Origin of the sequence: Fulvimonas soli, from assembly GCF_003148905.1 — a bacterium.
GTDB lineage: Bacteria > Pseudomonadota > Gammaproteobacteria > Xanthomonadales > Rhodanobacteraceae > Fulvimonas > Fulvimonas soli.
In genome coordinates this window covers 215,475-227,647 of the sequence record NZ_QGHC01000004.1, presented here as the reverse complement: position 1 = coordinate 227,647, position 12,173 = coordinate 215,475, and the positions used below count along the sequence as shown (strand labels likewise).

The following is a 12,173-nucleotide window of genomic DNA, read 5'->3' as shown; positions in this document are numbered from 1 at the left end:
GCTCAGCGCTGACGGGCCTTGAAACGCGGGTTGCTCTTGCAGATCACGAATACCTTGCCGCGACGGCGCACAACCTTGCAGTCACGGTGCCGCTGCTTGGCGGACTTCAAAGAGGAAAGCACCTTCACGGCCAGCTCCTGGAACTAATCGAAGAAATACAAGCGCGTAAGTGTAGCGGCTCGCCGGCCCGTTCACAAGTCCGCGCCGTCGTCGGCGCCGGTGACGATGTCCAGGAATTTGGCCAGCGCCGGCGAGGGATTGTCGCGGCGGCTGGCGACGGCGAGCAGCAGGTAGGCGTCGGGGTCCTCCAGCGAGACGTAGCTGACGCCGCCCAGCTGCACCGCGCGCATGCTGGCCGGCACCAGCGCCAGGCCCATGCCGGCGGCGACCAGCGCGATCAGGCCGTTGATCTGCTGCGCCTGCAGGCGGATCGTCGGGTGGAAGTCCGCCTTGGCGGCCAGCTGCAGCAGGCGGTCGTGCAGGTTGGAGGCCAGCTCGCGCGGCTGGATCACGAAGCTCTCGCCGGCCACCTCGCCCAGCTCCAGGCTGTCGCGCCCCGCCAGCCGGTGCCCGGAGGGCAGGGCGAGCAGCAGCGGCTCGTAGTCGATCACGTCCAGCCGCAGGGCGCGCACGTCGGCCCCGTGCCGCGGCTCGGCGCGGACGAAGCCGACGTCGATCTGGCCGCTGCGCAGCGCGTCGAACTGCGCCTCGGAATACATCTCGTGCAGCTGCATGCGCACCCTGGGCACGCGCTGGCCGAAGCGCAGCAGGGTCTGGGGCAGGGCGCGGTGGAAGGAGACCGATACCGTATAGGCGAGCTTGAGGTGGCCGCTGAAGCCGGCGGCCGCCTCGTTCACCTGCGCGCGCGCCTCGTCGGCCTTGGCCAGGATCTGGCGGGCCTGCTCGAGCATCACCCGGCCCGGCTCGGTCAGCGCCACGTTGCGCCGGTCGCGCTGGAACAGGCGCACGCCCAGGTCCTGCTCGAGCGCCTGGATCTGCTGCGAAAGCGGCGGCTGCGAGATGTGCAGGCGCTGGGCGGCCCGGGTGAAGCTCAGTTCCTCGGCAACCGCCACGAAGTAGCGCAACTGGCGGAAATCGAACATATACGAATATCAAATAAGAAGTATCCAAAATATATATTGGATTGGATACCCGGTCGATCATAATCTATCCCCGTCCCGCCACTACCCCTCCCCCAGGTGGCGGTGACCCTCGCCCCGCAGCGACGCTATCCCCGCGGTATCCGGCTATCTCCCCCCCGAGCCGATACCGACGCGTCGTTCGCGGGGCGCTTTCGTTTCCGCTTCCCTGCGCAAGCCGCGGCGGGCGCCGCCGCTCAGAGGCTCGCGGCCAGGCGGGTGCCCTGGTCGATGGCGCGCTTGGCGTCGAGCTCCGCCGCCACGTCGGCGCCGCCGATCACGTGGGCCTTCACGCCGATGGCCAGCAGGGCCTCGGCCAGGCGGCGGTCCGGCTCCTGGCCGGCGCAGACCACCACGTGGTCGACGGGCAGCACCTGCTCCCTGCCGTCCACCGTGATGTGCAGTCCTTCGTCGTCGAAGCGCCGGTAGGCGACGCCGCCCAGCATGGTCACTCCCTTGGCCTTCAGCGTGGCGCGGTGCACCCAGCCGGTGGTCTTGTTGAGGCGGGCTCCCGGGCGGCCCTCGCTGCGCTGGAGCAGCCACAGCTGCCGCGCCGGCGGTTCCGGCGCGGCGGGCAGCAGGCCGCCGCGGTGCGCCAGGCGCATGTCCACGCCCCACTCGCGGCACCAGCGCGCGGGATCGGTGGCGGGCGAGGGCGGCGTCTCGGCCAGGAACTCGGCGACGTCGAAGCCGATGCCGCCGGCGCCGACGATCGCGGCCCGCGGGCCGACCGCCGCGCCGCGCGCCAGCACGTCCAGGTAGCCGAGCACGCGCGGGTCGTCGCAGCCGGGAAAGTCGGCCCTGCGCGGCACCACGCCGGTGGCCACCACGATCTCGTCGTAGCCCCCGGCCTGCAGCGCGGCGGCGTCGGCCGCCTGGCCGAGCCGTACCTCGACGCCCAGCTCGGTCAGCCGCTGGCGGAAGTAGCGCAGCGTCTCGTGGAATTCCTCCTTGCCCGGAATCCGCTTGGCGTGGTTGAACTGGCCGCCGATCTCCGCGGCGCGCTCGATCAGCGTCACGGCATGGCCGCGCTCGGCCAGCGTGGTGGCGCAGGCCAGGCCGGCCGGCCCGGCGCCGACCACGGCGACGCGCTTGCGCCGCGCCGCCGGCGCGATCCTCAGCTCGGTCTCGTGGCAGGCGCGCGGGTTGACCAGGCAGCTGGCACGGCGGTTCTGGAACACGTGGTCGAGGCAGGCCTGGTTGCAGGCGATGCAGGTGTTGATGCGCTCGCTGCGGCCGGCGCGGGCCTTGGCCGCCCAGTCCGGGTCGGCCAGCAGCGGCCGCGCCATCGACACCATGTCGGCCTCGCCGTCGGCCAGCACGCGCTCGGCCACCTCGGGCATGTTGATGCGGTTGCTGGTCACCAGCGGCAGGCCCACCTCGCCCTTGAGCTTGCGGGTCACCCAGGCGAAGCCCGCGCGCGGCACGCTGGTGACGATGGTGGGCACGCGCGCCTCGTGCCAGCCGATGCCGGTGTTGATGAGGCTGGCGCCGGCGGCCTCGACGGCCTTGGCGAGCGCGACGACCTCGCTCCAGTCCTGGCCGCCCTCGACCAGGTCGAGCATGGACAGGCGGTAGATGATGATGAAGTCGCGGCCCACCGCCTCGCGCATGCGCCGCACGATCTCCACCGGGAAGCGCATGCGCCGCGCCGCGTCGCCGCCCCAGGCGTCGTCGCGGCGGTTGGTGCGCGCGGCGATGAACTGGTTGATCAGGTAGCCCTCCGAGCCCATCACCTCCACGCCGTCGTAGCCGGCCTCGCGGGCGAGCGCGGCGCAGCGCGCGAAGTCGCCGATGGTGCGCTCCACGCCGCGCGCGGAGAGCGCCCGCGGCGTGAAGGGGGTGATCGGCGACTTGAGCCTGGACGGCGCCACCGACAGCGGGTGGTAGCCGTAGCGGCCGGCATGCAGGATCTGCAGGCAGATGCGCCCGCCCTCGGCGTGCACCGCGCGGGTCAGCCTGCGGTGCCGCGCCACGTGCCAGGGCATCGACAGGCGGCCGCCGAAGGGCTTGAGCCAGCCCTCGATGCTGGGCGCGATGCCGCCGGTCACCATCAGGCCGACGCCGCCGCGCGCGCGCTCGGCGAAGTAGGCGGCCAGCTTGTCGTAGTCGGCGGCCCGGTCCTCCAGTCCCGTGTGCATCGACCCCATCAGGATGCGGTTGGGCAGGGTGACGTGGCCCAGGTCGAGCGGGGCGAACAGGTGCGGGTAGCGCATGCGGGCGGCCGGATTCAAACGAGTGTATGAATTTGCCGCCTGCACGGCCGCCGGTCAAGCGGGCGCGCGCGCGTCCGGCGGCGATGCCGGATGCGCGGGCGGTCGGGAGAACGGCGTGGGCCGGCGGATCAGGCGAGCAGCTGCCGCACCAGCGCGACGTAGCGGCGCATCGCCTCCTCCGCGCCGAGGCCGCGCAGCTGGTTCCAGGCTTCGTGCTTGGCGGTGCCGACGAAGTCGAAGAAGCCGGGCTGGTCCGCGTGGATGTCGCCCTCGGTGGCCTGCTTGTAGAGCGCGTACAGGCGCAGCAGGGTGTCGTTGTCCGGGCGGCGGGCCAGCTGCTTGACGTCCTCGGCGGCCTGGTCGAACTCGCGGCGAAGATCGTTCATGGGCGGGTGGCGCTGGCCTGCGGAAAAGCGGTGCGGCTTGATAGCACGCGCCCCCGGGAGGGTCAACGCGCTAGACTGGCGCATTCGTCCCGCACCACCAGGAATTCCCCATGAGCCGAGCCTCGTCCGTCCCCGTGCTGACCATCGACGGACCTTCGGGGTCGGGCAAGGGCACGGTCAGCCGGCTGGTGGCCGAGCAGCTGGGCTGGCGGCTGCTGGACTCGGGCGCGCTGTACCGGGCGGTGGGCTACGCCGCCGGCATGGAGGGGCTGGACCTGTCCGACGGCGACGCGGTGACCCGCTGCGCGCAGTCGGTGAAGATCCGTTTCCAGCCCAGCGCGGACGGCGCCGACACCCGCATCCTGGTCAACGGCCACGACGCCACCGACGAGCTGCGCACCGAGACGGCCGGCGCGGCGGCCTCGGCGATCGCCTCGATCCCGTCGGTGCGCCAGGCGCTGGTGGATTTGCAGCTGTCGTTCCGCAAGCCGCCCGGGCTGGTGGCGGACGGGCGCGACATGGGCACGGTGATCTTCCCCGATGCCCCATACAAGGTGTTCCTCACCGCCAGCGCCGCCGAGCGGGCGAAAAGGCGCTATAAACAGTTGAAGGAAAAGGGGCTTGGCGTTACACTCGGCACTCTTCAGCGGGAAATCGAGGCGCGGGACGAACGCGATGCGTCGCGGGCGGTCGCGCCGCTGAAACCGGCCGAGGATGCGCTGCTGGTGGATTCCACCGGCATGCCCATCGCGGACGTGGTCGCGAAGGTTTTGGCCGTCGTGCGTCCCTGACAAGGGGCCGTGCGCGGCCTTTAGGCGCCTCCGCCGCGGCGGGGGTCTTGGTCAACGGTGGCAACGGACCGGCGCTTCGCGCACCGGGCCTGCGGCACCCACAACCGGTGGGCCTGATCGTCCCTGCGCATGACATCCGACGGCGCGCACGGGCGGCGGCCTTTTCTCATTTCTGGAATCAACATGACTGAAAGTTTTGCCGAGCTGTTTGAACAGAGCCAGCAGGCCATCGCCAAGCTCAAGCCGGGCGCCATCGTCACCGGCATCGTGGTGGAGATCCGCAACGATGTGGTGGTCATCAACGCCGGCCTGAAGAGCGAGGGCATCGTCCCGATCGAGCAGTTCAAGAACGAGGACGGCACGCTGGAAGTGCAGGTGGGCGACGAGGTGAAGGTGGCCCTCGACGCGCTGGAAGACGGCTTCGGCGAGACCAAGCTCTCCCGCGAGAAGGCCAAGCGTTCGATGGTGTGGGACGACCTCGAGCAGGCCTTCGACAAGGAAGAGACCATCACCGGCAAGATCTCCGGCAAGGTCAAGGGCGGCTTCACCGTCGACATCAAGGACGTCCGCGCGTTCCTGCCGGGCTCGCTGGTCGACGTGCGCCCGGTGCGCGACCCGGTGTACCTCGAGGGCAAGGACCTCGAGTTCAAGATCATCAAGCTGGACCGCAAGCGCAACAACGTGGTGGTCAGCCGCCGCGCCGTCGTCGAGACCGAGTTCTCCGAGGAGCGCGAGAAGCTGCTGGAGCGCCTGACCGAGGGCGCGGTGGTCAAGGGCACGGTCAAGAACCTCACCGACTACGGCGCGTTCGTGGACCTGGGTGGCATCGACGGCCTGCTGCACATCACCGACATGGCGTGGAAGCGCGTGCGCCATCCGTCCGAGGTGGTCAACGTCGGCGACGAGCTGGAAGTGCGCGTGCTCAAGTACGACCGCGAGCGCAACCGCGTCAGCCTGGGCCTCAAGCAGCTGGGCGACGACCCGTGGGTCAACATCTCCCGCCGCTACCCGGTGGGCAGCCGCCTGTTCGGCAAGGTCTCCAACGTCACCGACTACGGCTGCTTCGTCGAGATCGAGCCGGGCGTCGAGGGCCTGGTGCACGTCTCCGAGATGGACTGGACCAACAAGAACGTCAACCCGGCCAAGGTGGTGCAGGTCGGCGACGAGACCGAGGTCATGGTGCTGGACGTGGACGAGGAGCGCCGCCGCATCTCGCTGGGCATCAAGCAGACCCGCTCCAACCCGTGGGAAGCCTTCGCCGCCATGCACAAGAAGGGCGACAAGGTCTCCGGCCAGATCAAGTCGATCACCGACTTCGGCATCTTCATCGGCCTGGAAGGCGGCATCGACGGCCTGGTGCACCTGTCGGACATCTCCTGGCAGGCCTCCGGCGAGGACCTGGTGCGCAACTTCAAGAAGGGCGACGAGATCGAGGCGGTGGTGCTGGCCGTCGATCCGGAGCGCGAGCGCATCAGCCTCGGCATCAAGCAGATGGAGCAGGACCCGTTCGGCCAGTTCATGGCCAACCATCCGCGCGGCAGCATCGTCAGCGGCACGGTGAAGGAAGTGGACGCCAAGGGCGCGGTGGTCGACCTGGGCGACGGCGTCGAGGGCTACATCCGCGCCAACGACATCGCCAAGGAGCGCATCGACGACGCCACCCAGCACCTGAAGGTGGGCGACAAGGTCGAGGCCAAGTTCACCGGCATGGACCGCAAGGGCCGCCAGCTCTCGCTGTCGATCCGCGCCAAGGACGAGGCCGACCTGCAGGACGCCATGGCCGAGTACGGTTCCGCCGGCGGCGGCGCCACCACCAAGCTCGGCGCCCTGCTGAAGGAACAGCTCAACAAGGCCGACTGATCCGCGGTCGCAAAGATGGAAGCGGGACGGCGCGAGCCGTCCCGCCACTCCACGTCACGGACATAGGGGACCCATGACAAAATCCGAACTGATCGAGGCACTGGCGCGGCGCCAGACCCATCTCGCGTTTGGCGATGTCGAGCTTGCGGTCAAGAGCGTGATCGAGCAGATGAGCCACGCGCTGGCCAACGGCGAGCGCATCGAGGTGCGCGGGTTCGGCAGCTTCGCGCTGCACTACCGTCCGCCGCGGATGGGGCGCAACCCCAAGACCGGCGAGGCGGTGGCGCTGCCCGGCAAGCACGTGCCGCACTTCAAGCCGGGCAAGGAGCTGCGGGAGCGGGTCAACCAGTCCGCGGGGAATCCGCCGGCCTGAGCGGCCCCGCGTTTTTTCCTCCAGCCGGGGGCAGGCGGCGCGAGCCGGTCCTGCCTTTTTCATGTCCGGGCGCCGGACGGCCGCGTCGACGGCGCCGTGCCTGTGCCTGCCCGGCGGCTTCGGGTAAAGTCCGTTCCATGCGATTGCTAGCCTTGCTCGTTCTGTTGCTGTCCGCGGCCGCCGGCGTGGCGATCGGCGCGCTCAACGCCGATCTGGTGAGCTACGACCTCGGCCTCGCCCGGATCGAATGGCCCAAGGGGGCGGCCCTGCTGGTTGCGCTGGTCGTCGGCTGGCTGCTGGGCGGCCTGACCGCGTGGCTGGGCGTGCAGTGGCAGCACCGCCGCCGGCGTGGCAAGGAGCGCCGTAGCGGCGCCGTCGCCAGGACGCCGGCCCATTCATGAGCATCGTGTATGTGCTGGTGCTGCTGATCCCGGCGGCGTTCGTGAGCGGCTGGCTCACCGCCCGCCGCGCGGCCGCCCACCGCTCGGGCATGCGGGTCAGCGAGCTGTCGTCGGACTACTTCCGCGGCCTCAACTACCTGCTCAACGAGGAGCAGGACAAGGCGATCGAGGTGTTCCTCAAGCTCGCCGAGTACAACCGCGACACGGTGGAGACCCATCTCGCGCTCGGCAACCTGTTCCGCCGCCGCGGCGAGGTGGACCGGGCGATCCGCGTGCACCAGCACCTGGTCTCGCGCCCCGGCCTCACCGACGCCATGAAGACGGTGGCGCTGCTGGAACTGGGCGAGGACTACATGCGCGCCGGCCTGCTCGACCGCGCCGAGACGCTGTTCTCCGACCTGGTGGCGATGAACGCGCACGCGCCCTCGGCGCTGCGCCACCTGGTGTCGATCTACCAGCACGAGCGCGACTGGCACAAGGCGATCGAGCACGCGCGCCGGCTGGAGGCGATGACCGGCGAGCCGGAGTCGCCGATGATCGCGCAGTTCTACTGCGAGCTGGCCGAACGCGCGCGCCAGCACGGCGCGCACGCCGAGGCGCGCGACTACCTGCGCCAGGCCTTCGAGTGCCAGCCCGACTGCGTGCGCGCCTTCATGATCACCGGCCGCCTGCACGCCGAGGACGGCGAGCACGCCGAGGCGGTCGAGGCCTACGAGCAGGCGGTGGCGGCCGACATCGCCTTCGTGCCGGAGATCCTGCCGCCGCTGCTGCACAGCTACGCGCGTTCGCACCAGATGGAGCGCGCCGAGCGCTTCCTGCAGGACATCCTCACGCGCTACCACGGCATCTCGCCGGTGCTGGCGCTGACGCACCTGTACGGGCAGCGCGACGGCGAGCGCACGGCGATCGACTTCCTCACCTCGCAGCTGCGCCAGCGGCCGTCGGTGCGCGGGCTGATGGCGCTGATCGACGCCACCATGGACAAGGTGGAAGGGGAGGCGCGCGAGAATTTCCTGATCCTGCGCGACCTCACCCGCAAGCTGCTCGAGGGCCAGGCGATGTACCGCTGCAGCCGCTGCGGCTTCGGCGCCAAGGCGCACCACTGGCAGTGCCCCAGCTGCAAGAGCTGGAGCACGATCCGCCCGATCCATGGCGTGGCCAACGAATGAGGCGGTGGCGCCCGGCATGCCGGTGACCGTCCTTGCCTGGCCGCTGCTGGCCTTCGCGCTGGCGTGGCTGCTGGTGCGCCTGGCGATCGCCTACGCGCATCGCCGCGGCATGCTCGACCAGCCGGGGCAGCGCCGCTCCCACCGGGTCGCCACGCCGCGCGGCGGCGGCATCGGGGTGGTCGTGGCCTGCGCCCTGACCATGGCGGGGGCCGGATGGACGCTGCCGGGCGCGCAAGGCCCCGGGACCGTGGCGGCCCTGCTGGCGGCCCTGGCGCTGGTGGCGGCGGCGGGCTGGTGGGACGACCACCGCCCGCTGGGCGTGCTGCCGCGCCTGGCGGCGCAGCTGGCGGCCACGGCCCTGTTCTCGCTCGCGCTGCTGGGCGGCGCGGGCGGCCTCCTCTGGCTGCCGGTGCTGGTGCTGGCGGGCGCCTGGAGCATCAACCTGCACAACTTCATGGACGGCATCGACGGGCTGCTGGCGCAGCAGGGCATGTTCGTCGGGGCGGGGCTGGCCGTGCTGGCCTGGGTCGCCGGCGCCCCGGCGCTGGCGGCCTTCGCGGCCTGCCTGGCCGCCGCCTGCCTGGGCTTCTGGTGCTACAACCGCTCGCCGGCCCGCATCTTCATGGGAGACGTGGGTAGCGGCAGCATCGGCCTGCTAGTCTTCGGCTATGCCGCGATGCTCTGGCGGACGCAACCCGTCCTGCTGTGGCCCGCACTCGCGCTCTGTTCCGCCTTCGTTACGGATGCCGGCCTGACACTGTCCAGCCGCATGCTGCGGGGCAAGCGCTGGTATGCGGCCCACCGCGAGCATCTCTACCAGTGGCTGGTGAGATGCGGCAACACGCATGCAAGGAGTGCGGATTTGTACACGGTCTGGAATTTGCTTGTGGCCGCCCCGCTGGCGGCATGGGGAACGGCGCGGCCGGCCATGGCCCTGCCGGCCTGCGCGGCCGCCTACGCGCTGGCGGCCGCGGCCTGGTGCCTGGGCAGGCGGTTCCTGCTGCGGCGCGGCCGCGACGGAGGGCGCCGTGTCGCTGCGTAGGCTCATCGGCTTCATCCCGCCGCGCACCGCGGTGGTGGTGCACGACCTGCTGATGGCGGCGCTGGCCTGGTGGCTGGCCAAGATGCTGCGCTACACGGTCAGGCCCGACGAGGTGGAGCACTTCGGGCTGCTGGAATTCCCCATCGTGCTGCTGGTGCAGGGGCTGATGTTCACCTGGACCGGCCTGTACCGCGGCGTGTGGCGTTTCGCCAGCCTGCCGGACCTGTGGAACATCTTCCGCGCCTCGGTCGGCGGCGCGCTGGTGATCGGCCCGCTGCTGTTCCTGTACAACCGCCTGGAAGGGGTGCCGCGCTCGGTGCTGCCGCTGTACGTGGTGCTGCTGGCCGTGCTGCTGGGCGTTCCCCGGCTGGCGTACCGCTTCTGGAAGGACAGCCGGCTGGACATGTTCCAGTCGGGGCAGGTGCGGCGCGTGCTGATCGTGGGGGCCGACCGGGCCGGCGAGACGCTGTCGCGCGACCTGCGCCACGACGGCCGCTACAGCGTGGTGGGCTTCGTCGACGACCGCGCGGGCCTGCGCGGCGCCAGCATCAACGGCCATCCCGTGCTCGGGCGGATCGAGCAGCTGCCGGAGATCGTGCGCGAGGCCGCGGTGGACATGCTGCTGATCGCGCTGCCGTCGGCCTCGGCCGCCGAGATGCGCCGGGTGGTCGAGCTGTGCGACGGCACCGGGCTGCCCTACCGCACCGTCCCGCGGCTGGAGGACGTCGTGGCGGGGCGCGCGCAGTTCAACGAGATCAAGGAGGTCGCGATCGAGGACCTGCTCGGCCGCGACGCGGTGGAGCTGGACTGGACCTCGATCCGCGAGACGCTCACCGGGCGCCGCGTGCTGGTCACCGGCGGCGGCGGCTCGATCGGCTCGGAGCTGTGCCGGCAGGTCTGCCGGCTCGGCGCGCAGACGCTGATCATCGTCGAGCACAGCGAGTACAACCTCTACCGGATCACCCAGGAGCTTCGCGCCGGCTACCCGGAGCTGGTGCTGGAAAGCGTGCTGGCCGACGCGGGCGACCCGGTCGCGATGCGCCGCGTGTTCGCCGAGTCGAAGCCGCAGGTGGTGTTCCACGCCGCGGCCTACAAGCATGTGCCGATGCTGCAGAACCAGCTGCGCAGCGCCTTCCGCAACAACGTGCTGGCCACGCGCACGATGGCCGACCTGGCCGGCGAGTACGGTGCCGAGTGCTTCGTGCTGATCTCCACCGACAAGGCGGTCAACCCCACCAACGTGATGGGCGCCTGCAAGCGCGTGGCGGAGATCTACTGCCAGAACCTCAACGCGCGCTCGGACACGCGCTACCTCACCGTGCGCTTCGGCAACGTGCTCGACTCGGCCGGCTCGGTGGTGCCGCTGTTCCGCCAGCAGATCCGCGACGGCGGCCCGGTGACCATCACCCACCCGGAGATCTCGCGCTACTTCATGACCATCCCGGAGGCCTGCCAGCTGATCCTGCAGGCGGCCAGCCTGGGCAAGGGCGGCGAGATCTTCGCGCTGGACATGGGCGAGCCGGTGAAGATCCGCGACCTCGCCGAGCAGATGATCCGCCTGGCCGGCAAGAAGCCGGGCACCGAGATCCCGATCGTCTACACCGGCCTGCGCTCCGGCGAGAAGCTGTTCGAGGAGCTGTTCCACCCGCTGGAGAACTACATCGCCACGGCGCACGCCAAGATCTTCCTGGCGCAGCACCGCGAGGTGTCGTGGGAGCTGCTGCAGGCCATGCTGGCCAGGGCCGCCGAGGCCGCGGGCGCCTTCGACGAGGACGAGCTGCGCCGCTGCGTGTCCAGCCTGCTGCCCTCGTTCCGCTGGAGCGACGGGGCGCAGCCGGACAACGTGGTTTCCATCCGCCGTACCGAACATGGAGAGAAGTAAGTGAGCAAGCCCCTGCGCAAGGTGGTGTTCCCCGTCGCCGGCCTCGGCACCCGCTTCCTGCCGGCCACCAAGGTGGTGGCCAAGGAGATGCTGCCGGTGCTGGACCGCCCGCTGATCCAGTACGCGGTGGACGAGGCGGTGGACGCCGGCGCCGACACGCTGGTGTTCGTCACCAACCGCTACAAGCACGCCATCGCCGACTACTTCGACAAGGCCTACGAGCTGGAGGCGAAGCTGCAGGAGAAGGGCAAGGACGACCTGCTGGCGCTGGTGCAGGGCACGCTGCCCAGGCACGTGCGCGCGATCTTCGTGACCCAGCCCGAGGCGCTGGGCCTGGGCCACGCGGTGCTGTGCGCCAAGCCGGTGGTCGGCGACGAGCCGTTCGGCGTGATCCTGCCCGACGACCTGATCTGGAACCGGGGCAAGGGCGCGCTGCGCCAGATGGCCGAGCTGGCCGAGGCCGAGCGGGCCGGCGTGATCGCGGTGGAGGAAGTGCCGCACGACCAGACCGACAAGTACGGCATCGTCGACGCCGAGCCGGTGGACGGGCGCAGCGCGCGCATCCGCTACATGGTGGAGAAGCCCAAGCCGGCCGACGCGCCGTCCAACCTCGCCGTGGTGGGCCGCTACGTGCTGCCCGGCCGCATCTTCCAGCTGCTGGAGCAGACCACGCCCGGCGCCGGCGGCGAGATCCAGCTGACCGACGCCATCGAGGCGCTGCTGCTGGAGCAGGGCAAGGTGCTGGCCTACCGCTTCGAGGGCATCCGCTTCGACTGCGGCAACAAGGCGGGCCTGGTGCGCGCCACCATGCACATGGCCATGCAGGACCCGAAGCTGGCGCCGGTCGTGCGCGACATGGCCGGCAAGCCGTAGAAAGCCCGCGCCGTCCGCACGGCGGGCGGCAACATGCCAGA

General features: G+C 70.6%; 11 protein-coding genes and 1 pseudogene. 8 read left to right on the top strand and 4 right to left on the bottom strand.

Annotation, left to right across the window (positions count from 1 at the left end):
• Nucleotides 1-2: 2 nt before the first annotated feature.
• The 4 genes from ykgO to C7456_RS06630 form a co-directional block, all read right to left on the bottom strand.
• Nucleotides 3-128 (bottom strand): type B 50S ribosomal protein L36, encoded by a 126-nt coding sequence (gene ykgO, locus C7456_RS06645; RefSeq protein ID WP_008215056.1) that lies wholly within the window; start codon nucleotides 126-128, stop codon nucleotides 3-5.
• Between the two features lie 63 nt (nucleotides 129-191).
• On the bottom strand, nucleotides 192-1,103 hold the full coding sequence (locus C7456_RS06640; RefSeq protein ID WP_109722957.1) for a LysR substrate-binding domain-containing protein: 912 nt from the start codon (nucleotides 1,101-1,103) through the stop codon (nucleotides 192-194).
• Nucleotides 1,104-1,336: 233 nt separating this feature from the next.
• Nucleotides 1,337-3,355: an FAD-dependent oxidoreductase gene (locus C7456_RS06635; RefSeq protein ID WP_109722956.1), complete on the bottom strand. Its 2,019-nt coding sequence runs from the start codon at nucleotides 3,353-3,355 to the stop codon at nucleotides 1,337-1,339.
• 128 nt (nucleotides 3,356-3,483) lie between these two features.
• Complete coding sequence (locus C7456_RS06630; protein ID WP_109722955.1) at nucleotides 3,484-3,741, bottom strand: acyl-CoA-binding protein; 258 nt, start codon at nucleotides 3,739-3,741, stop codon at nucleotides 3,484-3,486.
• Nucleotides 3,742-3,851: 110 nt separating this feature from the next.
• Between C7456_RS06630 and cmk the strand changes: the two genes are divergently transcribed.
• The 8 genes and pseudogenes from cmk to galU all read left to right on the top strand — a co-directional run bounded on the left by cmk (nucleotide 3,852) and on the right by galU (nucleotide 12,132).
• Nucleotides 3,852-4,532, top strand: coding sequence for a (d)CMP kinase (cmk, locus tag C7456_RS06625; protein ID WP_109722954.1), 681 nt, complete (start codon nucleotides 3,852-3,854; stop codon nucleotides 4,530-4,532).
• Nucleotides 4,533-4,715: 183 nt separating this feature from the next.
• Nucleotides 4,716-6,392 (top strand): 30S ribosomal protein S1, encoded by a 1,677-nt coding sequence (rpsA, locus tag C7456_RS06620; protein ID WP_109722953.1) that lies wholly within the window; start codon nucleotides 4,716-4,718, stop codon nucleotides 6,390-6,392.
• A 37-nt stretch (nucleotides 6,393-6,429) separates the two neighbouring features.
• Nucleotides 6,430-6,765 (top strand): annotated as a pseudogene (locus C7456_RS06615) (integration host factor subunit beta); the annotation flags it as partial.
• 137 nt (nucleotides 6,766-6,902) lie between these two features.
• On the top strand, nucleotides 6,903-7,166 hold the full coding sequence (locus C7456_RS06610) for a LapA family protein (RefSeq protein WP_109722951.1): 264 nt from the start codon (nucleotides 6,903-6,905) through the stop codon (nucleotides 7,164-7,166).
• Nucleotides 7,163-8,335: a lipopolysaccharide assembly protein LapB gene (lapB, locus tag C7456_RS06605; RefSeq protein WP_109722950.1), complete on the top strand. Its 1,173-nt coding sequence runs from the start codon at nucleotides 7,163-7,165 to the stop codon at nucleotides 8,333-8,335. The genes C7456_RS06610 and lapB overlap by 4 nt, the downstream gene beginning before the upstream one ends.
• 16 nt (nucleotides 8,336-8,351) lie before the next feature.
• A complete protein-coding gene (locus C7456_RS06600; protein WP_109723092.1) occupies nucleotides 8,352-9,377 on the top strand; it encodes an MraY family glycosyltransferase in 1,026 nt (341 codons plus the stop codon).
• Nucleotides 9,364-11,259, top strand: coding sequence for a polysaccharide biosynthesis protein (locus tag C7456_RS06595; RefSeq protein ID WP_109722949.1), 1,896 nt, complete (start codon nucleotides 9,364-9,366; stop codon nucleotides 11,257-11,259). The genes C7456_RS06600 and C7456_RS06595 overlap by 14 nt, the downstream gene beginning before the upstream one ends.
• Nucleotides 11,260-12,132 carry a UTP--glucose-1-phosphate uridylyltransferase GalU gene (galU, locus tag C7456_RS06590; RefSeq protein WP_109722948.1) on the top strand — a complete coding sequence of 291 codons (873 nt, stop codon included), beginning with the start codon at nucleotides 11,260-11,262 and terminating at the stop codon, nucleotides 12,130-12,132.
• Nucleotides 12,133-12,173 lie beyond the last annotated feature (41 nt).

What these genes read in the sequence shown, in the direction of transcription:
- cmk (WP_109722954.1), top strand. Translation starts at nt 3,852, where the DNA reads ATGAGCCGAGCCTCGTCCGTCCCCGTGCTGACCATCGACGGACCTTCG.
- C7456_RS06630 (WP_109722955.1), bottom strand. Translation starts at nt 3,741, where the DNA reads ATGAACGATCTTCGCCGCGAGTTCGACCAGGCCGCCGAGGACGTCAAG.
- rpsA (WP_109722953.1), top strand. Translation starts at nt 4,716, where the DNA reads ATGACTGAAAGTTTTGCCGAGCTGTTTGAACAGAGCCAGCAGGCCATC.
- C7456_RS06610 (WP_109722951.1), top strand. Translation starts at nt 6,903, where the DNA reads ATGCGATTGCTAGCCTTGCTCGTTCTGTTGCTGTCCGCGGCCGCCGGC.
- C7456_RS06640 (WP_109722957.1), bottom strand. Translation starts at nt 1,103, where the DNA reads ATGTTCGATTTCCGCCAGTTGCGCTACTTCGTGGCGGTTGCCGAGGAA.
- C7456_RS06600 (WP_109723092.1), top strand. Translation starts at nt 8,352, where the DNA reads ATGCCGGTGACCGTCCTTGCCTGGCCGCTGCTGGCCTTCGCGCTGGCG.
- lapB (WP_109722950.1), top strand. Translation starts at nt 7,163, where the DNA reads ATGAGCATCGTGTATGTGCTGGTGCTGCTGATCCCGGCGGCGTTCGTG.
- C7456_RS06635 (WP_109722956.1), bottom strand. Translation starts at nt 3,355, where the DNA reads ATGCGCTACCCGCACCTGTTCGCCCCGCTCGACCTGGGCCACGTCACC.